Genomic DNA, 21,127 nt, shown 5'->3' on the forward strand with positions numbered 1-21,127 from the left:
CCGAGTTACACCACTCTATGGGGCACTACTCGGCCTGTCAGAATCTCTCGTCATGACCGACCTCACCCACGCCCACGCCTTGTCTCTTTCCACCGTGCCGAATCTCCGGGACCTCGGCGGATGGACGACCGCCGATGGACGCCGGGTCCGACCCGGTCTGGTCTTCCGGTCCACCGAGCTCCACCGACTGGCCGGTGACGACCTCGCCAAGTTCGACGCGCTGGGTATCACGGCCGTCTACGACCTCCGCACGGTTGCCGAGCGTTCGGCTGCGCCGGACCCGGCACTGCCCGGCGTCGCAGAGGTCCCCTTGGACGTGCTGGCCGATTCGTCGACCGCGATCCCGGCACGCCTCAACGAGGTGGTCGCCGATCCGGCCGCGGTCGCGGCAGCGAGTGAGGCACTCGGGGGAGGCAAGGCGGCCGAGCTGATGGAGGGCACCTATCGACAGATTCTGAGCCTGCCCAGTGCCCACGCCGCCTATCACCGGCTGTTCAGTGCGCTCGCGGAGCCCGCACAGCCGGGTGCGGCACTGTTCCACTGCACGACCGGAAAGGACCGGACCGGTTGGGCGGCCGCAACCTTCCTCACCGTGCTCGGCGTCGGCCGGGACGAGGTGTTCCAGGACTACCTCCTCACCAACGACGAGCTCATCCCGGCACTGCATCCGGTCTTCGCCGCGTTCCAGGCGGCCGGCGGCGACCCCGAGGTGTTGAAGCCGATCCTCGGCGTCCAGCGGAACTACCTCGAGGGAGCTTTCGAGGAGATGACCGTGCAGTTCGGCGACATCGAGGGTTACTTCCGCGACGGCCTGGGGCTGGATCCCGCTGTGCCGGAATTGCTCCGGAAGCGCTACCTGGACGAATGACCGGAGACCGGGCGGCGTCGTGATCAGAGGTGTTTCTCGGCGTTGGCCCGGATGACCTCGCGCAGGTAGACGGCGAGCCCGGGCGCCTGTTCGTCGTAGTGCGCGGTGAAACGCGGGTCGGCGACGTACATGTCGGCGAGGCCGACGTGCATCTCGTGGGTGCAGTCGTAGAACCGGCCGATCTGTGCGCGGTGCTCCTCGGCCAGGGCATCGGCTTCGGCGGAACCGGGTGTGAGTCCGCAGAGCATCGCGTCGGCGAGGCGCCGTTCGAGGTCATCGGCGTCGGCCTTGATCTGCCGCCAGTCCTCCTTCGAGAACCGGACGACGCGCTTGCGGCTCTCCTGCCACGCGTCGGTCTCGCCCCACCGTTCCTCGGCCTCCGCCGCGTACTCCTCGCCGCGCCAGTCGTCGCCGAAGATCTCGCGTTGCTCGGCCGCGGACAGCCGGATTCCCTGCTTCTTCGACATCATCATCTCCTCCACCGCTGCGACCATCCGGTGCAAGTGATCGATCCGGTCGGTGAGCAGCTCGTGCTGCGCGCGGAGTTGATGCAGTTCGTCGGCATTGGGATCGTCGAGCAGGGTCGCTATCCGCCCGAGTGAGAAGCCCAGCTCACGATAGGTGAGGACACGGTAGAGCCGTGCGACGTCGGCGTCGTCGTAGACGCGGTATCCCGCAGGCGTGCGGCGCGACGGCGTCACCAGACCGATCCTGTCGTAGTGGTGCAGTGTGCGGACACTGACCCCGACCATCCCCGCGACGACGCCCACGGTCAGGTCCGACGCAGGAGTGCCGAGCGGGTGGTGCTTCTCTTCACTCACATGAGCAACCTTGGGGTCTGACGTCGCGTGAGGGTCAAGCGAGTTGGGGTCAGGGAGCGAAACCGATGACCGTCGTGTCCTTCTGGCAGGCGGCGAGCACGCCCTGCAGCGCCGACGGCCCGCAGGTCCAGCCGCTCACCGACTGTTGCGTGCCGGTGACGATCTTGGGGCCGTATTCGTCGGCGATCGACTTCGCCTTGTCGCAGTCGACGTCGCCGGCCAGGATGAGGACCCGCAGCGCGCCGTCGGGGCCGGGGATGCTGCCGCAGGTGGTGCCGGGGCCGCCCTGGGTCGATTCGTCCGCGTCGGCACCTGATGTGACCGAGTCGGGACGGGCCGACGCGGGCTTGCGACCCGGGACCACGGGTGCGGAGGTCGACGGGGCGTCGGCGGGTTGCTCCGCAGAGGCGGCCGCGCCGTTCCTGTCGCTCGCGGAAGTGTCGGTGACATCCTGTTCCGAACCGCATGCGGACAGTGTGAACAGGGCCAACGACAGGCCGAGTGCGGTGGTGGCGACCCTGGCCCCGGAGGCGACGGCGCGGCGCGTTCTGCACGACATGGCCCCCACCGTATCGAATGGCGGAACGCCGCAGCGATAGGTCGTCGAGGGCGCAGACGGGCCCGACGGCGACGTCGTCGGTTTGGGTGGAGGCCACCGACCTGGGAGGATGCACCGGTGAGCAGTACCGGAACCGAAGTCGCCGACCCCGCCTACACCGTCGGCACCACCCTGCCCGGCACCCGCGGCCGCACCGGGGTGATCAACACCCCGCACGGCGCGATCCAGACCCCCGCCTTCGTGCCGGTCGGTACCAAGGCGACGGTGAAGACCGTCCTGCCCGAGTCGGTCGCCGAACTGGGTGCGCAGGCCGTCCTCGCGAACGCGTACCACCTGTACCTGCAGCCGGGCCCCGCGATCATCGATCAGGCCGGCGGGCTCGGTGCCTTCATGAACTGGTCGGGCCCGACCTACACCGACAGTGGCGGGTTCCAGGTCATGTCGCTCGGCGCCGGCTTCAAGAAGGTCATCGCGATGGAGGTCAGCCCTGACGACTCGCTCATCGCCGAGGGCAAGGAACGTCTCTCGCGAGTCGACGACGACGGGGTCACCTTCAAGTCACACCTCGACGGTTCGGCGCACCGCTTCACCCCCGAGGTGTCGATGCAGATCCAGCACCAGCTCGGTGCGGACATCATCTTCGCCTTCGACGAGCTCACCACGTTGATGAACACCCGTGCATACCAGGAGAGTTCGCTGGAGCGTACCCGGTTGTGGGCAATTCGGTGCCTGGCCGAGCACAACCGGCTGAGCATCGAGCGTGCGCATCGGCCCCAGCAGGCGTTGTGGGGTGTGATCCAGGGAGCCCAGTACGAGGATCTGCGGCGCAAGGCGTCCCGCGATCTCGTCGCGCTGAGCGAGGCCGACCGGGAGGCCGGCGGCAAGGGCTTCGGCGGCTACGGCATCGGCGGCGCGCTCGAGAAGCACAACCTGGGCACCATCGTCGGCTGGGTCAACGACGAACTGCCGGAGGACGCGCCCAAGCACCTGCTGGGCATCAGCGAGCCCGATGACATCTTCACCGCCATCGAGAACGGCGTGGACACTTTCGACTGCGTGTCACCGACGCGCGTCGCCCGCAACGGTGCGATCTACTCGCTCGACGGTCGGTACAACATCACAAATGCGAAGTACCGCAACGATTTCCGGCAACTCGATCCCGAGATCGAGAACTACACCTCGCAGTACAGCCGCGCCTACCTGCATCACCTGTTCAAGGCGAAGGAGGGTCTCGGCCCGACGCTCGCGACCCTGCACAACGTGTCGTTCATCGTCACGCTGGTCGACCGCGCCCGCCAGGCGATCGAGAACGGCACGTATGTCGAGTACCGCGACGAGTTCCTGCGGCGGTACTACGGTTCGACGCGGGACTGACGGGTCGGCAATCGGCGTGGGGTGGGTCACGTGCTGGAACCGTGCGCCACGGTGATTCGTTGTGAATCCATCGCAACGAGGTTGCGAACACCCCCGAACACTCGGCACCCTGTAGGGGTATTCGAGTACCAGCGAGAGAGACGATGAGACGCGCAAAGCGCCGAAAACGCCGACGACACCCGTCCGCACCCTGTTCCGAACCGGACCCTGACCCGGACTCCGGACCCGCAGTCCTCTGCGAGATCCCTCCCGGCGCCCCAGGCGTCGACGCTGATCGGATGGCGACATGCTGACCGTTCTCGGAATCTTCCTGGGAATTCTCGTGGTCCTCGCGATCACCGCCGTCACCGGTTATTTCGTCGCCCAGGAATTCGGCTTCATGGCGGTCGACCGCTCCCGCCTGAAGGCGCGCGCCGAATCCGGTGACGCCGCCGCCGAACGCGCACTCTCCGTCACCCGGCGCACCTCCTTCATGCTGTCCGGGGCCCAGCTCGGCATCACCGTCACCGGCCTGCTCGTCGGCTACGTCGCCGAACCACTGATCGGTTCCGGCGTGGGCGACCTGCTTGGCAACGTCGGCATTCCCGTGGGCGTCGGTGTCGTGATCGGCACGATCATCGCGATCCTGTTCTCCACCGTGGTGCAGATGGTCTTCGGTGAGCTGTTCCCCAAGAACCTCGCGATCGCCCGACCGGAACCGGTCGCGCTGTGGCTCGCCCGGTCGACCACGATCTATCTGGCCGTCTTCGGCTGGCTGATCGCACTGTTCGACAAGGCATCGAACCTGTTGCTTCGCGCCCTGCGCATCGAGCCGGTCCACGACGTCGAGCACTCGGCGTCGGTCCGCGACCTCGAACACATCGTCGCCGAGTCCCGCGACGCCGGTGAGCTGCCCGAGGATCTGTCCGTACTACTCGACCGCGTGTTGGAGTTCCCTACGCGCACAGCCGAACACGCGATGATTCCGCGTCCGCACACCGATCAGGTCGATGCGTCGCTGCCCGCGTCCGAGGTGCTCGCGCTGATGAGCACCGGGCACACCCGGTACCCGGTCGCCGGGGACGACGACGAGGTGCTCGGCGTCGTCCATCTTCCCGACCTCCTCGAATGGTCGTACGCGCTGAAGAAAGAACCCTCGAAGGCCGTTCCGACGGCCACCGCGGGTGATCTCTGCCGCCGCGCCGTCGTGGTGCCGTCGACCCTGCCGTTGCCGGAGGTCCTGGAGAACCTCTCCTCCGCACATGAGGAGATGGCCATCGTCATCGACGAGTACGGCGGTTTCGCCGGCGTCGTGACCGCCGAGGACATCGCCGAGGAACTGGTCGGCGAGATCGACGACGAACACGACCCGGAGGCGTCCGCGGCGATCGAGAAGACCGCCGACGGCTGGCGCGTCCGAGGCGACGCCCACGTCGACGAGGTGTCCCGTGCGACCGGATGGGAACTGCCCGAAGGGGATTACGAGACGATCGCCGGTCTGGTGATCGCCGAGTTCGTGGGACTACCCGAGGTCGGGGAGACCGTCGAGATCACGATCGATCCCGATCCGGCCTCGCTCCTCGACGACGAGGAGGCGCCACCCCGCGTGGTGCACGTCGAGGTGCTCGAGGTGGACAAGCATGTGCCGGCTCTGGTGTCGATGTCACTCGGGACCGAAGTGAGCACCGACGCAACGGCATCGGACACCGGACGGGAGACCGACAATGGATAACCCGTGGGTCATCGGGGTGATCACCGTCGCGCTGATCGCGGCGAGTGCCTTCTTCGTCGCCGTCGAGTTCGCACTGATCGCGGCCCGACGCCACCGTCTGGAGGACGAGGCTGCGACGAGCAGCAGCGCCCGTGCCGCCCTGCGCAGTGCATCGGAGCTGTCCGTACTCCTCGCGGGTTCACAGCTCGGCATCACGATCTGCACACTCGCGCTGGGTTCGGTCACCAAACCCGCAGTCCACCACTGGCTCACGCCGCTGTTCGAGAACTGGGGCCTGCCGTACTGGTCCGCCGACATCGTCGGCTTCGTGCTGGCGCTCATCATCGTGACCTTCCTGCACCTGGTGGTCGGCGAGATGGCCCCGAAGTCATGGGCGATCGCGCACCCGGAGCGGTCGGCGATCGTGCTGGCCCTGCCGATGCGCGCCTTCATGTGGCTCACGAGGCCGATCATCGTCCAGCTCAACCATCTGGCCAACTGGTGTCTGCGGCGCGTCGGCGTCGAACCCGTGGACCAGGTCGCGACCGGGCAGGACAGCGACGCGCTGCGTCACCTCGTCGAACACTCGGCGACGGTCGGGACTCTCGACGAGCGCTATCTCGCGCATCTGACCAGCGCGCTCGAACTCGAATCGCTCACCCTCGGCGATGTGGTCACGCCCAGTGACACGCTGGGTGCGGTGCTGCCGACCGCGAGTGCCGACGAGATCCAGACGGCCGGACGGATTTCGGGACATCTTCGGTTGCTGGTGCGCGACGCCGACCGCGGGCCGGTGCACGGCGTCGTGCATGTGCGCGACAGCCTGCGCGCAGAGCCGGATGCCACTGCCGCCGATCTGATGCGTCCGGTGCTCCGGATCGAGTCCGGCCAACCGGTCTACGAGGCGCTCGCCGCCATGCGTGAACGCCGCGCCCACCTCGCGCTGGTCACCGACTCCGGTCGGGCCATCGGGCTGATCACGCTCAACGACCTGCTGCAGAGATTGCTGGCGACGACCGCTTGACCGTCACGACGACCACTCCGTGGGCCCCAGCAGCCAGGGTTCGCGGGGTAGGGCGCCGGGGTCGAAACGGCTTGCGAGCGTGAGAAGGTCGACAGTTTCGCCGGGACGTGCGAGGCCCAGTGAGCGCGCGATGTGCGAGAGGACGGTGCCGGCGGTGACCCCGTCGGCCGCGAGGTCGGCAAGGGTCACCGCTCCGTCGCGCTTGGAGAGCCGGACGCCATCGGTGTTGAGCACCATCGGCACATGGGCGTAGGTCGGCGGGGTCTCGCCGAGCAACGTGGCGAGGTAGGCCTGCCGCGGGGCCGACGACAGCAGGTCATCGCCGCGGACGACCTGATCGACCCCCTGGGCGGCGTCGTCGACGACGACGACCAGGTTGTAGGCGGGGGTGCCGTCGTTGCGCTGGATGACGAAGTCGTCGACCATGCCCGTGAAGGTGCCGTGGAGCAGGTCCGTGACGGTGAACTCGGTGGTGTCGGCCAGGATGCGGATCGCGGGTGGTCGACCGGCGGCGATCTTCTCGGCGCGCTCGGCGTCGGTGAGGGTCCGGCAGGTGCCGGGGTAGGCGCCCTGCGGCGCGTGCGGCGCCGACGGTGCCTCGAGGATCTCCCGGCGAGTGCAGAAGCATTCGAAGGTGCGTCCGGCGTCCCGGAGCCGGTCGATGATGTCGCGGTAGATGTCCCGGCGGGCGGTCTGGTAGACGACGGGTGTCTCCCAATCGATGCCGAGCGAAGCGAGATCGTCGAGTTGCCGGGCGTCGGAGCCGGCGACCGCGCGGTCGAGATCCTCCATGCGGATGAGGAACCGGCGGCCGGTGGTGCGGGCGAACAACCAGGCCAGCACGGCCGTACGGAGGTTGCCGACGTGGAGGTCGCCCGACGGGGACGGCGCATACCGGCCCGCTGCGTGCTGTGTCGACATCGCGTCGAGGTTACCGCGTCGTGTCGACGTCCCGCGATGAGAACCGGGCGCGACGGTGGTCTGTCCCAGCGTCAGAGCTGACGGTCACCCCGGAGTTCCGGGCGGATCGTTGCCAGCGCCCGGAGAAGTGAGGAACAGTGAAGCCATGGATCTTCCGGTCATGCCGCCCGTAGCCCCGATGCTGGCCAAGGCGGTCACCGCTGTGCCGCAGCAGCCCGACGGTGAAACGGCGTGGTCGTACGAACCGAAGTGGGATGGTTTCCGCGCGCTCATCTTCCGCGACGGCGACGAGGTGGTGATCGGTTCCCGCGGCGGGAAAGACCTGGCCAGGTACTTCCCGGAGATCGTGGCCGCGGCGAAGGCCGAGCTGCCCGCCAAGGTCGTCCTCGACGGCGAGATCGGGGTGCCCGCACTCATCGGCGACACGCACCGGCTCGACTGGGATTCGCTGGCCCAGCGCATCCACCCGGCCGAGTCGCGGGTCAACATGCTCGCCGAGAAAACGCCGGCGATCTTCATCGGCTTCGACGCCCTCGCCCTGGAATCGACGGCGGTGAACGGAGAACCGTTCGAGGTCCGTCGAGAGGCGTTGCTGCGCGCGGTCGGACCCGGCGGCCGGGATCGGCGGATACACGTCAGCCGTGTCACCAGCGATCCGTCGGTCGCCGAGGACTGGTTCTCCGCCTTCGAGGGCGCCGGCCTCGACGGCGTCGTCGCCAAGCGGCTCGACGGCCTCTACGTCGAGAACAAGCGCGAGATGTTGAAGATCAAACACAAGCGGACCGCGGACTGCGTGATCTTCGGTTACCGGATCCACAAGTCCGGCAGGGGGATCGGCTCGATGCTGCTCGGGCTCTACGGCGACGACGGCGAGTTGCGCATGGTCGGGGGAGCGGGTGCCTTCTCCGACGCCAAACGCATTGAACTGCAAGAGATGTTCGAGCCGATGCGCCTCGACCCGGACAAGCCGTCACCGGGTGAACCCACCCGCTGGCGGTCGGAGAAGTCGGGGGAGTGGATTCCGATCCGCCCCGAACTGGTCGCGGAGTTCGCCTACGACCAGATGGAGAACCAGCGCTTCCGGCACACCGTGAAGTTCCTCCGCTGGCGTCCGGACCGGGACCCGGAGAGTTGCGGTTACGACCAGCTCGAGGTCCCCCTCACCTACGACCTGCACGACGTCCTCGAAGGAGAATGACCGATGGCATCACGTTCTCCCGCAGAAGAGCTCGACGTCGACGGGGTCGCCGTCCGTCTCAGCAACCCGGACAAGATCTACTTCCCCGAGCTCGGCGAGAACGGTGGCCGCAAGCGGGATCTCGTCGGCTACTACCGGACGCTCGCGCTCGGCGTCGACGACAGTGGTGACGGTCCGCTCATGCGCGCGACGCGCGACCGGCCGACGTTCCTGCAACGCTTCCCCGACGGTGTCGAGGGGGAGGAGATCTACCAGAAGCACATCGCGAAGAAGCGGCCCGAGCATGTGCAGTCCACGCCGATCGTGTTCCCGTCCAAACGAACCGGGGACGCCATCCGCCCGACGGTGCCGGCCGACCTGGTGTGGGCGGCGAACCTGGGGACGGTCACCTTCCACACCTGGCCGACCCTGCACCCGGACAACGACCATCCCGACCAGCTCCGCATCGACCTCGACCCGCAACCCGGCACGACCTTCGACGACGTCCGGAACGTGGCGATCGACGGGCTGAAGCCGCTTCTCGACGAGCTCGGCTTCACGGGCTACGTGAAGACCTCGGGTGGGCGCGGGATTCACGTCTACGTCCCCATCGAGCCGCTGTGGGATTTCATCGCCACGCGGCGCTGTGTCATCGCGATCGCCCGTGAACTGGAACGCCGCGACCCGGACCGGGTCACCACCTCGTGGTGGAAAGAGGAACGCGGGGAACGGATCTTCATCGACTACAACCAGAATGCCCGCGACCGCACGATGGCCTCGCCCTACTCCGTCCGCCGCAGCGCGATCGGACGGGTCTCGACGCCGGTGACGTGGGACGAACTGGCCGATGTCGATCCCGACGACTGCACCATGGCCACCGTCCCGAAGTTGCTGGAGGATCGCGGTGATCCGTGGGCCGACATCGCCGACCACCGTCGCGGCGTCGAGAAACTGCTCGAGATGGTCCAGGAGGACGATGCGAACGGGCTGGCCGACATGCCCTATCCGCCCAGCTATCCGAAGATGCCCGGAGAACCACCGCGGGTGCAGCCCAGCAAGAAGGTCGCCGAGCACTGGGACGAGAAGGGCAACCGGATCGGGGACTGAGACCCCGATGGCCTTCGCCTGTCCCGGGGCTCTAGGTCCGAAAGGCGATGAGCAGACCGAGATAGACCGCGTAGAGCGCGACGAAACCGATTCCCTCCCACCAGGATACACGACGCCCGGAGAGGAACACCGGTACGCAGAGGATCGCGACCGCCGCCATGAGCGGGATGTCGACCCGGATCAGCTCGTCGGTGACGTCGATCGGTTTGATCACGGCGGTGAGCCCCAGGATGAACACGATGTTGTAGACGCTGGAGCCGATGAGGTTGCCGATCGCAAGATCGCGGTCGCCGCGGATGGTCGACATGATCGTGGTGGTGAGTTCGGGTGCCGACGTGCCGATGGCGACGATGGTGAGACCGATGAACGCCTCGCTCACACCGAGGTCGGTGGCGATCGAGACCGACCCCCGCACCAGCCAGTCGGCGGCCAGGACGATGACCCCGATCCCGCCGAGCAGTTGGAGGAGCCGGCTCCAGAGCGGCCCGCCGGTCGCCGGGAGTTCCTCGGCGATCTCGGTTTCGACGGCCGTGGCCCGCTGCTTGAGTTCCCAGCGGATGGCGGCGGCCGTGTAGACGACCGCGAGAGACAGCAGGAGGAGGCCGTCGAGCCGGCCGAGAGATCCGTTGAGGCTCAAGACCAGCAGCAGCAGGCCGCTGAGGCACATCGTCGGCAGGTCCATGCGGAGCGTCTGGCGACCCAGCGCGAGCGGCACCATGGCCGCCGAGAGTCCGAGGATCAGCAGGATGTTGACGATGTTGGTGCCGGCGACGTTGCCGACCGCGAGTGGCCCGGCGTCGCTGAACGCGGCATCGATGCCGACCGCCAGTTCGGGCATGCTCGTCCCGATCGAGACGATGGTGAGTCCCACCAGGAGGGGAGAAACCCCGAGTCGGGTGGCGATCGCCGAGCCGCCCCGCACCAGGAGTTCGGCGCCGAGGACCAGCCCGGCGAGCCCGACGAGAACGAGACCGGCGTCTAGGAGCACTCGGGCATTCCTCTCGTCACCCGGGAGAGGTCGCTAATGCGCAGCACCCGATGATCATGCGGCATCGGCGGGTCGGAGGGTGGCCGGGTTGGGTCGCGGGGTCACCGCCGGAGTGACTCGCCCGCCCACTCCGCGAAGGTCTGCCAACCGACACCGGGGAACCGGCGGTGCAGTGCGGGGATGTCGACCTCGTAACCGCGATCGCCGAGGAAGCGGAACATGGCGCTCATGTCGGGCGACGGGATGCGTTCGGGATCATAGGATTCCGCGCTCACCCTGGTCCCGAGGACGTCGCCGGCGATCTGCGCCATCTCCGCCGGCGTCGGCTGGTCGGAGGCGAGGTCGATGCGTTCACCGGTGTACGCGCCCGGGTCCCCGAACAGCGTCGTGACGAACCGGCCGAGATCGCGGCGCGAGAGCTGTTGCAGCGGTTTGTCTGCGGGCATCGCGATCGGCATCACGCCGGCGGCGAGTGCGTCGGACCCGGCGAGCAGGTTGTCGTAGAAGTAGGCCGGTCCGACGATCGTATGCGGGATGTCGGTGGCAGCGAGCATCCGCTCGACCTCGAACTTGGAATCGAAGTGGGGGACTCCGGTGTCGCGGCCGGCGGAGGCCACCGACGAGAAGACGAGATAGGGGAGGGCGGACGCGGTGGCCGCCTCGATCAGCGCGGTGCCCTGGGCGACCTCGGCGCCGACGCCGGACTCGAACGGCGTCGTCAGCGCGAAGGCGCCCGCCGCCCCGGTGAACGCGTCGGTGAGTCCTACGCCACTCACGATGTCGCCGACGGCGAGTTCGACACCGCGGTCGGCGAGCGTCGCAGCCTTCGACGACACGGCGTCGCGGACGACCGCGCGCACGGTGAAACCGGCGTCGAGCAGCGCGTCGAGGACGGCGCCGCCCTGACCGCCGGTCGCTCCGATCACGACGATGGGAGAGGAATCGGACATGCCCCCGACCCTAGTGCCGACCGAGCGCCTGGCAAGCGGGTTTGGGTGTGGGAGCGCCCGGCGGCTATCATCTCGACGTTGGAGGATTCGCCTAGTGGCCTATGGCGCTCGCCTGGAACGCGGGTTGGGTTAACAGCCCTCAGGGGTTCGAATCCCCTATCCTCCGCCACCGAAGGTCCGTGGTGCACAACCCCGCAAGGGAGTCGCACCGCGGACCTTCGTCGTATCCCCGGGTGCCGAACACCCGCATCGCCTGCGCAGACCGGGGCCGCCGAGGGGTGGTGACCACCCGGTGTCACCCGTCTGTGAACCCTCGCTACACTGGACGACGGATCCCGCGCGGCGTGCATCCTGTGAACTCCCCCAGGGCCGGAAGGCAGCAAGGGTCAACGGGCTCTCTCGGGTGCGCGGGGTCCCCTATATCCCAGATTCATATTTCAGGTCTGCGGCGTCGGACACCCGCACCGGCGTCGTGCCGCGGAAGGTCCAGACGTTGAACTACCACTCGATGAGTGCCGACCAACTACGTGACACCCAGGCGGATCTGAAGAAGCGTTACGACGAGCTGGCCGCTCTGGGTCTGAAACTCGACCTCACACGCGGCAAGCCCGCTCCCGAACAGCTCGATCTCTCCAACGCGCTGCTCTCGCTCCCCGGCGACGACTACCGCGACGGCAAGGGCACCGACACCCGCAACTACGGCGGCCTCAACGGCCTGCCCGAGCTGCGTGAGATCTTCGGTGAGCTGCTCGCCGTCGATCCCGCGAACCTGATCGCGTTCGGCAACTCGAGTCTCGAGCTCATGCACGACCTCACCGTCTTCGGCCTGCTGCACGGCACCGCCGACTCGGACGAGCCGTGGGGCCGCCAGAAGATCAAGTTCCTGTGCCCGGCCCCCGGATACGACCGTCACTTCGCGATCACCGAGAGCTTCGGCATCGAGATGATCCCGGTGCCGATGCTTCCCGACGGCCCCGACGTGCGCCTCTGCGCCGAGCTCGTCGCCAACGACTTGAGCATCAAGGGGCTGTGGGCGGTACCCACCTACTCCAACCCGACCGGCGTCACCTTCTCCGAAGAGGTCACCCGCGGTCTGCTCGAGATGCCCGCGGCACCCGACTTCCGCATCTATTGGGACAACGCCTACGCGGTGCACACCCTCGTGGAGGCCCCGCCGACGCCGCTGCGCGTCCTCGAGATGGCCGCCGAGGCCGGTCATCCCAACCGCGTGTACGTCCTCGGCTCGACGTCGAAGATCACCTTCGCCGGCGGCGGCGTGTCGTTCTTCGGGTCGTCGGACGAGAACCTCGCGTGGTTCAGCAAGTACCTCGGCTTCAAGACCATCGGCCCGGACAAGGTCAACCAGCTGCGTCACCTCAAGTTCTTCGGCGACGCCGACGGCGTGCGCGCCCACATGGCGCGCCACCGCGAGATCCTGGCGCCGAAGTTCCAGCTGGTGCTCGACATCCTCGACGACCGGCTGGCCGAGTCGAAGGTCGCCTCGTGGTCGGAGCCGGAGGGTGGCTACTTCATCAGCCTCGACGTCGTCGATGGCGCCGCCCGCCGCACCATCGAACTGGCGAAGGAAGCCGGGATCGCGCTGACCGGCGCCGGTTCGGCGTTCCCGTACAAGACCGATCCGCACGACCGGAACATCCGCCTCGCGCCGACCTTCCCGAACACCGACGACCTGCGGGCCGCGATGGACGGGGTCGCGACGTGTGTGCTCCTCGCCTCGGCCGAGACCCTGCTGGCGGAGCGCAGCTGAGCCACTCGTCTCGCCGACACGCCGCTCTCAAACGCCGAATCGGCGTTAGATAGCTCTCATTCGGCGGCGAGTGAGCCGGTATGCACCGACTCTTATGCCACTCTTGTAAATCGTGAATCTGCCCAGGCCGGTTCTTCTCGCATCCGGTTTCGCCATCGTGGGGGTCATCGCACTCGCCCTCCAGGACGTTGTCGTGCCCTGGGGAGCCCAGTTCTGGGGTCTGCTGAACAACCAGATCGATCTCGCCGTGTATCGGCAGGGTGCTCAGGCGGTCACCGAGGGCGCCAGTCTGTACGACGTCAAGATGGTCGGCGACCTCGACTACACGTATTCGCCGTTCTCGGCGTTGCTGTTCACCCCGCTGGCGTGGATCTCGTTCGACGTGGCGCGATGGTTGTGGACCGCGGGCATCGTGGTCGCCCTCTATCTCGTGGTCATGCTGAGCTTCCGCAGCCTGGGCCGGTCGGTGACCTGGCCGTTGCGGGTCATCGCGATGTCGCTCGTCGCGGTGGCGATGCTGCTCGAGCCCGTGCGCACCACCATCTGGTACGGCCAGATCAATGTCTTCCTGATGCTGCTCATCCTGGCCGACCTCACCCGTCCCGACACCAGCAGGACCAAGGGAGTCGGTGCCGGCATCGCCGCCGGGATCAAACTGACGCCGCTGATCTTCGCCGGTTACTACGCGGTGCAACGCAACTGGCGAGCGTTCTTCGGTGTCATCGGCGGCTTCGTCATGACGGTGGCGGTCGGGTTCGTCATCCTGCCGCGTGACTCATGGGCGTACTGGACCGGCAAGTTGTTCCAGTCCGAACGCGTCGGCTCGGCGCAACTGCGCGGCAACCAGTCGATCCGCGGGATGCTCGCCAACCACCTCGACACCGACCACCCGTCGACTCTCTTGTGGGGAGCCCTGGCGCTGACCGCCCTCGTCGCGGGATTCGCGGTCGCGACCTACGCCCACCGCAGGGGCCAGGAGTTGCTTGCGATCAGCATCGTCGGCATGACCGCATGCGTGGTGTCGCCGATGTCGTGGGGGCACCACTGGGTCTGGTTCACCCCGATCGTGGTGATCGGGGTCCACCTGGCCCTCGACCTGAGACGAAGCCAGGTCGAGCGGGGCCTGGCGGCGGTGGGTGCGGTGGCGCTCGTCCTGCTCGCGTTCGCGTGGCCGACCCACGTCCCGGCGCTCGTGCCCGACGGTTACTACACCGGGCTCTACGTGAAGACGCGGGTCACCTGGCTCAACTGGTTCACCGTCAGTCCCTATCTGTTCGCGTATGTCGGAATCCTGATCGCGACGGTCGTCGCACTTCGGCTCTTCGGCTCTCGTTCGACCCCCACGGCCGATCCGGCCGCGGTCATCGCACCCGGGGTCGCGGCCGCGGTCATCGCCGACGGCGGCCTGCCCACCGAGCCGGCCGAGGGCGGGGGTCCGCGGGTCGCCGAACCGTCGGTACGCGCAGATGCCGAGCGGATGAACCAGGTCGACGAGATGGCCGATGACCTGGTCGGAACCGCGGGCGAGTCGATGGGTGAAGCACCCGACGCAGGGGCGTCGCCCACAGTGTGAGGCAGGCGCATCCGATGTCACGGGTCGCCGGTACTCTCGACGCGTGGCTCTGTATCGCACCTATCGCCCGGCTACCTTCGCCGACGTCGTGGGGCAGGAGCATGTCACCGACCCGTTGAGCCGTGCCCTCGACTCGGGGCGCATCAATCACGCGTACCTCTTCTCCGGTCCGCGCGGGTGTGGCAAGACGTCGTCGGCGCGAATCCTGGCGCGCTCGTTGAACTGTGTCGAGGGCCCCACCTCGCGTCCCTGTGGCACCTGCACATCGTGTGTGGCCCTCGCCCCCGGCGGTCCCGGCAACCTCGACGTCATCGAACTCGACGCGGCCAGCCACGGCGGCGTCGACGACACCCGCGAGCTGCGCGACCGCGCGTTCTATGCGCCGGCCGAGTCGCGCTACCGCGTGTTCATCGTCGACGAGGCGCACATGGTGACCAACGCCGGCTTCAACGCGCTGCTCAAGATCGTCGAGGAGCCGCCGGAGCACCTCATCTTCGTGTTCGCGACGACCGAACCCGAGAAGGTGCTGCCGACGATCCGCTCGCGAACGCACCACTACCCGTTCCGTCTGCTCGCCCCGCCGGTCATGCGTGGGCTGCTGGAGAAGATCTGTGAGCGGGAGGGCGTCACCGTCGCGCCCGAGGTCTATCCGCTGGTCATCCGTGCCGGCGGTGGTTCGCCGCGTGACTCGTTGTCGATCCTCGATCAGCTCCTCGCCGGCGCCGACGACCAGGGCGTCGCCTACGAGCGTGCGCTGGCGCTGCTCGGCGTCACCGACGTCGCGCTCATCGACACCGCCGTCGAGGCGCTGGCCTCGGCGGACGGCGCCGCGCTGTTCGGCGCCGTGGAGAAGGTCGTCGACGCGGGTCACGATCCACGACGCTTCGCGGTCGATCTCCTCGAACGGCTCCGCGACCTGATCCTCCTGCAGGCCGTTCCTGATGCCGCCGACCGCGGCCTGGTCGAGGCGCCGGGTGATCAGCTCGCACGCATGCGGGGCCAGATCGAGACGCTCGGCCCCGCCTCGTTGACGCGCTTCGCCGAGATCGTGCACGACGCCCTCGGCGAGATGCGCGGAACCACGTCGCCGCGGCTCCTCCTCGAGGTGATGTGCGCGCGCATGCTGCTGCCCGGAGTGTCGAACGACGACGCGGCCCTGTTGCAGCGGCTCGAGCGTCTGGAGTCGGGGATCGGCACCACCTCGATCCCCGTGCCCGCGAAACCCGCTGAGCCCGAACCGGAACCGAAGTTCGTGCGTCCGTCGCAGCGCAAGGCGATGGAGGAGGCGAAGGCCGCAGAGGAGGCACGTCGCGCTGCGGCCGAGGCCGCCGAGGCCGACACCCCGGTCGCGCCGGCCGCATCCGCCCCGGTCGCACCGGCCGCATCTGCCCCGGTTGCCCCGGCTGCTGCTCCGCCGCCGATGCCGACCGCACCGGAACCCACCGCGCCCGAACCGCCTGCGCCGGTGGCGAAGCCCGCGGCAGCCGAATCGACTCCGGCCGAACCCGCCGCTGCGCCCACGGTTCCCGAGTCAGAGCCGGCCCCGCCCGCCGAACCGGTCGCTGCCGCACCGCAGGCCGACGCAGCCGCTGCCGTCGAGACCGACGACGCGGACATGCTCGAAGAACTGATCGTCGAGCAACCCGCGCCCGACGCCATCGCCGATCCGGACGCCCTTCCCGATCCCGACGCGCTTCCGGAACCCGACGCGCTCGTGGAACCGGAGGCGCTCGATCTCGGGGATCTCGACACCCCGGACACCGGGACCACCGGCACCGATTCTCCCGAAGTCGACGCTGCTGCACCGACTCTCGACGTCCCCTGGGACGAACCCGAAGCGGAGGCCGCCACGCCGGCGCAGCCGGTACCGGAACCCGTGCGTCCGGCGGTCCGGAACGGCGGAACCCCCACGGCGCCGGAACCGCCTTCGCGTGCCCCGGTGGCCGAACCGGCTCCGGAGCCGACCCGGGAACCTGCCGCCGCGCCGGCCCGGTCGGCCGACCCCGACGACATCCCGCTGCCGGATGAGCCGGTCGACGAGTACTCGGTTCCACCGCCCGATGCGATGCCGGCCCGGGCGAAGCGCCCCGAACCGGCGCCCGAACCGGAACCGGAGCCAGAGCCGGCTGCCCCGGGCGGGCTCGACGCCGACGCGATCCGCAAGCGCTACCCGGAGATCCGGGCCGCGGTGCGGGAGCGTTCCAAGAGTCTCGAGCCGATGCTGTCGGCGGCGGTCATCGCCGATCTCGAGGGCACCACGGTGGTGCTCGGACACCCGGTCGAGGTGCTCGTCGGACGTCTCTCGGCGCCGCACGCGGTCACGATCATCCGCGAGGCTCTCGCGGAGGTCTTCGGCACCCAACTGGACGTGCGGACGGTGCACCAGGCTCCGGGCACAGCGGTCGCGCCGTCGGCGCCGGGTGGCGCACAGGCCGCGAAACAGCAGGCCAAACCCCGGCAGTCGTACTCGCGTCCGAGCAGGTCTCGTGATCAGTCGGCGGCCGCGCCGCCGCCACCCGAACCGGTGGCCGAGCCGGAGGAGCCCGAACCGCCTCGCGCGGACGAGGACATCCCCGACGAGGAGCGTGCCGAGATGGTCGCCGATGCCCGTACCGGGGCGCCCGAGCAGCGCCTCGACCCCGATCAGGTCGCGCTCGAACTCCTCAAGTCCGAACTCGGGGCACGGCCGATCGAATGACCGTCGAGACGAAGGGCTGGTAGAACGCAGAGATGCAGATCCGATCGGTCCTACGTCTGGCCACGGCGCCGGCAGCGGTGGTGGTGGCGGCGCTGACGTTGTCGATGGCTTGTGCCGAGGCGGCTCCCGTCGACTCGCCGTCGCCCACCCTGCGGCACACCGTCGATCAGCAGGCCCGCGCGGTCGGACTCGTCGACGTGAAGACCGTCGTCGCGGATGCGGCGTTGGATCTGCGCTATGCGACGACCCACAACTTCGTCGGTGAGCGTCTCTATCCGCCGAATGCTCGCTGTCTGGTGCACGAATCGATGGTCCCGGGTCTGAGGACCGCGGCCCAGAAACTCCGGGCCCGCGGTGAGACGCTGGTGTTCTGGGATTGCTACCGACCACATTCGGTGCAGCAGAGGATGTTTGAGAAAGTTCCCGACCCGGCGTGGGTCGCCGCCCCCGGTCCGTACTCGACCAGCCATGAGACCGGACGCTCGGTCGACGTGACCCTCGCGGTACGCAGCCCGAATTGTCCGGCCCCGCGCAAGGTTGGCAATGTCTGTCGCGTCGACATGGGCACCGACTTCGACTCGTTCACCCCACGCGCGACCGCGTATGCGACGCAGGGGGTCTCGGCATCGGCCCAGGCAGCGCGGGCCCGGTTGCGTCAGGCGATGGCCGCCGGGGGATTGACCGTCTACTCCGGTGAGTGGTGGCATTTCGACGGCCCGGGCGCGGACGTGCGCCGGCCGATCGTCGACGTCCCGCTGGTCTGAGACGCCCCGGCGTGAACGATGCGGGGGTGCGAACGACGAGACCCCGCCGGGCATCCGACGGGGTCTCGTTGGTCGAGCAGGCTCAGGCGTTCCACCAGGGCCGCAGCGGAACCTGATGGCCGCCATGGTTGTCGAGTTTGGTCGCCAGCACGTGATGGAGCTGGATGATGTTGCGGTCGAAGCCGATCCGGCAGCCCGCCATGTACAGTCCCCACAGGCGGGCGGTGCCCTCGCCGACCTCGGCCACGGCCTCGTCCCAGTGATCGACGAGGTTGATGTTCCAGTCGCGCAGGGTCATCGCGTAGTGCTCGCGGAAGTTCTCCTCGTGGATCACCTCCATGCCGCCGATGTCCTGGAGCTTGGAGATGATCTTGCCCGAGCCGGTGAGCTCGCCGTCGGGGAACACATAGCGGTCGATGAACGTGCCGGCCTTGCTGCGGCTCGCGTTGTCGGGCCGGGTGATGCAGTGGTTCAGCAGCATTCCGCCCGGGCGCAGCTTGTCGCGCATGAAGCCGAAGTAGGCCGGGTAGTTGCCGACGCCGATGTGTTCGGTCAGGCCGATCGACGACACCGCGTCGAAACCGGATTCGGTGATGTCGCGGTAGTCGCTGTGCCGCACCTCGGCGAACTCGGAGAGTCCTTCGTCGACGATGGCCTTCTGTGCCCACTCGGCCTGCTCGGCCGACAGCGTCGCACCGATGGCGTGCACACCGCGCTTGGCGGCGTAGCGGACCATTCCGCCCCACCCGCAACCGATGTCGAGGAGTCGGTCGCCGGGCTTGAGGCGCAGCTTCTCGAAGATGAGGCGGTACTTGTTGTCCTGGGCGGTCTCGAGCGACGCGTCGCGGTCGGGGTAGACCGCACATGTGTAGGTCATCGACGGGCCGAGGACCCACTCGTAGAAGGTGTTCGAGACGTCGTAGTGGTAGTGGATGACCTCGGCGTCACGAGACTTGCTGTGGCGCAGTCCTTCCGCGAAACGACGCCAGCGCGGCACGGCCTCCTGCGGCGGCGGGGCGATCGGCTTGAAGTGTTCGATGCCGAGCGAGCGCGCGATCTGGGCCAGGGCCAGCGGCGACGGGCGGTGGAAGTCCAGATCGCTCGCGAGCGCCTTCAGGGCGGGGTAGGGGTCGCCGGGGTGTGCGCCGACGAGTTCGAGGTCGCCGGCGATGTAGGCGCGGGCCAGGCCGAGGTCGCCGGGCGCCGTGACGAGATAGGTGGTGCCGCGCGGGGTCTTCAGGTTGAGGCCGTACTGGGCGTCGGCCGGGCCTGCGCTGCTGCCGTCGTACGCCGAGATCCGGATCGACAGGTTGCCGCCCAGGAGGGTCTCGAAGATCTCCGCCAGGGACATCTTCCCGGTCTGGGAGTCTGCTCCGATCGGTGCGTCTCTGAATGTCGTCATTGGCGTTTCACCGCTTTCGCATAGAGGTCCAGAAGGCGGCCGCGGGGGTCGTACCGCTTCTTCAGGAGCCGATAACTCTCTCCGCCGTAGAGTTCGTCGAACTCTTCCGGCCCGTAGAAACTTTCCGAGTACAGCGACTTGTGGCCGTCGAGTTCGGCGACCTTGCGTTCGATGACCTTGTTGGTGTGCCCGGGGTCGCCCGGGGTGACCGGCACGGCCGACCAGAAGCCGACGTTGACGTACGTGCGCCGCGGTTCGAGCGGGTAGAGCGGCCACGGGCGCGCCGGACCCGAACCGGGCAGGGCCGGCTCGCGAAGGCGCAGCGGGCACAACCAGATCGGTTCGATGGGGATGTTGTCCAGGAACCATTCGACATAGTCGGTGGTGCGTTCGATCGGCACCTCGATGTCCTGGACGACCCGCTCACCCGGCGGGAGGCCCTTGCGGGCGTTGAGGCGGTCGCCGATGTCCCAGCGCTGGTCGAGTCCGATCAGCTTCCAGTAGAAGCTGCTGCGCAGGTAGCGCTTCGGCCACCAGCGGCGGATCTTCGGGTTCTGGGCCCCGAAAGCACGGGAGCACCAGAACCAGTCGGTGTCCCAGCGCCAGAGGTAGTCGTGGATCGTCAGGCGGTCGGTGGTCTTGTTCTGGATCGACCGGTAGAAGATGTCCATCCCGGTGTAGTCGCTGACCGGGCCCTCTTCGTCGGTCTGGCGTCCGAGCGTGAGGTAGGACTCGTCGGCGGAGAACACGACTCCGTCGAGGTAGTCGACCTGCTCGCCGTCGTAGGTCTTCTCGGTGACGATGGTCTCCATCGTCGCCTGCAGCTCGGCGATCGAGCTGAACCGCACGTGACGCAGCGCGACGTACGGCTTCACCGGTTCCAGCTCGATGCGCAGGCGGACCGAATAACCCAGCGTCCCATAGGAGTTGGGAAAACCGAAGAACAGGTCGGCGTGTTCGTTCGTGGGCGTCGCGGTGATGATCTCCCCGTCGCCGGTCAGGATGTCGATCTCCGACACCGACTCGTGCGGGAGTCCGGAACGGAACGACGTGCTCTCGATGCCGAGGCCGGTCACCGCGCCGCCGAGCGTGATCGTCTTGAGTTGCGGGACCACCATGGGTGCCAGACCGTAGGGGAGGGTCGCCGCGACCAGGTTCTCGTAGGTGCACATCCCGGCGACGTCGGCGGTGCGGGCGTCGGGATCGACCGAGATCACCCGGTCGAGTCCGGAGACGTCCAGTCCGGGATGTGGGTTGGCTGCGCGCTTGCGGAAGAGGTTCGACGTCTTCTTCGCAAGGCGCACGGTCGCGTTCGGAGGGATGGCACGATAGCTGGCCAGTAGGGTGGACACCCCCTGGTCAAATGCCTGTCCCCCCATCTCCAAGCCAGAGCTCACCCGGTTAGCCTAGGACTTGATCAGTTCGCCCGCCAATCGTTTCGTC

17 protein-coding genes, 1 tRNA gene and 1 other RNA gene are annotated in these 21,127 nt (G+C 68.1%); 12 read left to right on the top strand and 7 right to left on the bottom strand.

Annotated features, from left to right (window positions below; all coding sequences use genetic code 11):
- The first annotated feature begins 52 nt into the window (after nucleotides 1–52).
- A complete protein-coding gene (locus OK17_RS12105) occupies nucleotides 53–868 on the top strand; it encodes a tyrosine-protein phosphatase (protein ID WP_461417589.1) in 816 nt (271 codons plus the stop codon).
- Nucleotides 869–891: 23 nt separating this feature from the next.
- Here OK17_RS12105 and OK17_RS12110 read toward each other — a convergent pair whose 3' ends face one another.
- Nucleotides 892–1,689: a MerR family transcriptional regulator gene (locus OK17_RS12110; protein ID WP_461417590.1), complete on the bottom strand. Its 798-nt coding sequence runs from the start codon at nucleotides 1,687–1,689 to the stop codon at nucleotides 892–894.
- Between the two features lie 49 nt (nucleotides 1,690–1,738).
- The gene (locus OK17_RS12115; RefSeq protein WP_461417591.1) at nucleotides 1,739–2,248 is read right to left on the bottom strand and encodes a hypothetical protein; all 510 of its coding nucleotides are present in this window, start codon (nucleotides 2,246–2,248) and stop codon (nucleotides 1,739–1,741) included.
- A gap of 117 nt (nucleotides 2,249–2,365) precedes the next feature.
- Between OK17_RS12115 and tgt the strand changes: the two genes are divergently transcribed.
- The 3 genes from tgt to OK17_RS12130 all read left to right on the top strand — a co-directional run bounded on the left by tgt (nucleotide 2,366) and on the right by OK17_RS12130 (nucleotide 6,336).
- A complete protein-coding gene (tgt, locus tag OK17_RS12120; protein WP_461417592.1) occupies nucleotides 2,366–3,622 on the top strand; it encodes a tRNA guanosine(34) transglycosylase Tgt in 1,257 nt (418 codons plus the stop codon).
- A 286-nt stretch (nucleotides 3,623–3,908) separates the two neighbouring features.
- Entirely contained in the window at nucleotides 3,909–5,333 is a 1,425-nt protein-coding gene (locus OK17_RS12125) for a hemolysin family protein (RefSeq protein WP_461417593.1), read from the top strand.
- Nucleotides 5,326–6,336 carry a hemolysin family protein gene (locus tag OK17_RS12130; protein WP_461417594.1) on the top strand — a complete coding sequence of 337 codons (1,011 nt, stop codon included), beginning with the start codon at nucleotides 5,326–5,328 and terminating at the stop codon, nucleotides 6,334–6,336. Before OK17_RS12125 ends, OK17_RS12130 begins: the two co-directional genes overlap by 8 nt.
- Nucleotides 6,337–6,339: 3 nt before the next feature.
- Here the strand turns inward: OK17_RS12130 and gluQRS are convergent, their stop codons facing one another.
- Complete coding sequence (gene gluQRS / locus OK17_RS12135) at nucleotides 6,340–7,257, bottom strand: tRNA glutamyl-Q(34) synthetase GluQRS (RefSeq protein ID WP_461417595.1); 918 nt, start codon at nucleotides 7,255–7,257, stop codon at nucleotides 6,340–6,342.
- A gap of 145 nt (nucleotides 7,258–7,402) precedes the next feature.
- Here gluQRS and OK17_RS12140 point away from each other — a divergent pair, with 145 nt between their 5' ends.
- Nucleotides 7,403–8,455 (top strand): ATP-dependent DNA ligase, encoded by a 1,053-nt coding sequence (locus tag OK17_RS12140; RefSeq protein ID WP_461417596.1) that lies wholly within the window; start codon nucleotides 7,403–7,405, stop codon nucleotides 8,453–8,455.
- A gap of 3 nt (nucleotides 8,456–8,458) precedes the next feature.
- Nucleotides 8,459–9,541, top strand: a complete 1,083-nt coding sequence (locus OK17_RS12145; RefSeq protein ID WP_461417597.1) for a DNA polymerase domain-containing protein — start codon at nucleotides 8,459–8,461, stop codon at nucleotides 9,539–9,541.
- 31 nt (nucleotides 9,542–9,572) lie between these two features.
- Here the strand turns inward: OK17_RS12145 and OK17_RS12150 are convergent, their stop codons facing one another.
- Nucleotides 9,573–10,529, bottom strand: a complete 957-nt coding sequence (locus OK17_RS12150) for a calcium/sodium antiporter (protein ID WP_461417598.1) — start codon at nucleotides 10,527–10,529, stop codon at nucleotides 9,573–9,575.
- Nucleotides 10,530–10,630: 101 nt separating this feature from the next.
- Nucleotides 10,631–11,479: an NmrA/HSCARG family protein gene (locus OK17_RS12155; protein ID WP_461417599.1), complete on the bottom strand. Its 849-nt coding sequence runs from the start codon at nucleotides 11,477–11,479 to the stop codon at nucleotides 10,631–10,633.
- An 80-nt stretch (nucleotides 11,480–11,559) separates the two neighbouring features.
- Between OK17_RS12155 and OK17_RS12160 the strand changes: the two genes are divergently transcribed.
- From OK17_RS12160 to OK17_RS12185, 6 genes are all read left to right on the top strand, one after another.
- A tRNA-Ser gene (locus OK17_RS12160) sits at nucleotides 11,560–11,648 on the top strand.
- Between the two features lie 158 nt (nucleotides 11,649–11,806).
- Nucleotides 11,807–11,901, top strand: an RNA gene (gene ffs / locus OK17_RS12165) — signal recognition particle sRNA small type.
- A gap of 71 nt (nucleotides 11,902–11,972) precedes the next feature.
- Nucleotides 11,973–13,247: an aminotransferase class I/II-fold pyridoxal phosphate-dependent enzyme gene (locus OK17_RS12170; protein WP_461417600.1), complete on the top strand. Its 1,275-nt coding sequence runs from the start codon at nucleotides 11,973–11,975 to the stop codon at nucleotides 13,245–13,247.
- A 112-nt stretch (nucleotides 13,248–13,359) separates the two neighbouring features.
- Nucleotides 13,360–14,820, top strand: coding sequence for a glycosyltransferase 87 family protein (locus OK17_RS12175; protein WP_232717301.1), 1,461 nt, complete (start codon nucleotides 13,360–13,362; stop codon nucleotides 14,818–14,820).
- A gap of 43 nt (nucleotides 14,821–14,863) precedes the next feature.
- Nucleotides 14,864–17,518: a DNA polymerase III subunit gamma and tau gene (locus OK17_RS12180; RefSeq protein ID WP_461417601.1), complete on the top strand. Its 2,655-nt coding sequence runs from the start codon at nucleotides 14,864–14,866 to the stop codon at nucleotides 17,516–17,518.
- Nucleotides 17,519–17,550: 32 nt separating this feature from the next.
- A complete protein-coding gene (locus tag OK17_RS12185) occupies nucleotides 17,551–18,282 on the top strand; it encodes a M15 family metallopeptidase (protein ID WP_232715693.1) in 732 nt (243 codons plus the stop codon).
- Between the two features lie 82 nt (nucleotides 18,283–18,364).
- Here the strand turns inward: OK17_RS12185 and OK17_RS12190 are convergent, their stop codons facing one another.
- Together OK17_RS12190 and OK17_RS12195 are read right to left on the bottom strand one after the other, a co-directional pair.
- On the bottom strand, nucleotides 18,365–19,684 hold the full coding sequence (locus OK17_RS12190) for a class I SAM-dependent methyltransferase (RefSeq protein WP_232715692.1): 1,320 nt from the start codon (nucleotides 19,682–19,684) through the stop codon (nucleotides 18,365–18,367).
- On the bottom strand, nucleotides 19,681–21,063 hold the full coding sequence (locus OK17_RS12195) for an FAD-binding oxidoreductase (RefSeq protein WP_461417605.1): 1,383 nt from the start codon (nucleotides 21,061–21,063) through the stop codon (nucleotides 19,681–19,683). The genes OK17_RS12190 and OK17_RS12195 overlap by 4 nt, the downstream gene beginning before the upstream one ends.
- Nucleotides 21,064–21,127: the final 64 nt, after the last annotated feature.

It is taken from the genome of Gordonia sp. GN26 (assembly GCF_054823965.1).

Bases quoted from the DNA above. Each gene is read 5' to 3' on its own strand.
- OK17_RS12105 (WP_461417589.1), top strand. From the start codon at position 53: ATGACCGACCTCACCCACGCCCACGCCTTGTCTCTTTCCACCGTGCCG.
- OK17_RS12155 (WP_461417599.1), bottom strand. From the start codon at position 11,479: ATGTCCGATTCCTCTCCCATCGTCGTGATCGGAGCGACCGGCGGTCAG.
- OK17_RS12140 (WP_461417596.1), top strand. From the start codon at position 7,403: ATGGATCTTCCGGTCATGCCGCCCGTAGCCCCGATGCTGGCCAAGGCG.
- OK17_RS12125 (WP_461417593.1), top strand. From the start codon at position 3,909: ATGCTGACCGTTCTCGGAATCTTCCTGGGAATTCTCGTGGTCCTCGCG.
- OK17_RS12115 (WP_461417591.1), bottom strand. From the start codon at position 2,248: ATGTCGTGCAGAACGCGCCGCGCCGTCGCCTCCGGGGCCAGGGTCGCC.
- OK17_RS12185 (WP_232715693.1), top strand. From the start codon at position 17,551: ATGCAGATCCGATCGGTCCTACGTCTGGCCACGGCGCCGGCAGCGGTG.
- OK17_RS12145 (WP_461417597.1), top strand. From the start codon at position 8,459: ATGGCATCACGTTCTCCCGCAGAAGAGCTCGACGTCGACGGGGTCGCC.
- OK17_RS12130 (WP_461417594.1), top strand. From the start codon at position 5,326: ATGGATAACCCGTGGGTCATCGGGGTGATCACCGTCGCGCTGATCGCG.
- gluQRS (WP_461417595.1), bottom strand. From the start codon at position 7,257: ATGTCGACACAGCACGCAGCGGGCCGGTATGCGCCGTCCCCGTCGGGC.
- OK17_RS12190 (WP_232715692.1), bottom strand. From the start codon at position 19,684: ATGACGACATTCAGAGACGCACCGATCGGAGCAGACTCCCAGACCGGG.
- OK17_RS12195 (WP_461417605.1), bottom strand. From the start codon at position 21,063: ATGGGGGGACAGGCATTTGACCAGGGGGTGTCCACCCTACTGGCCAGC.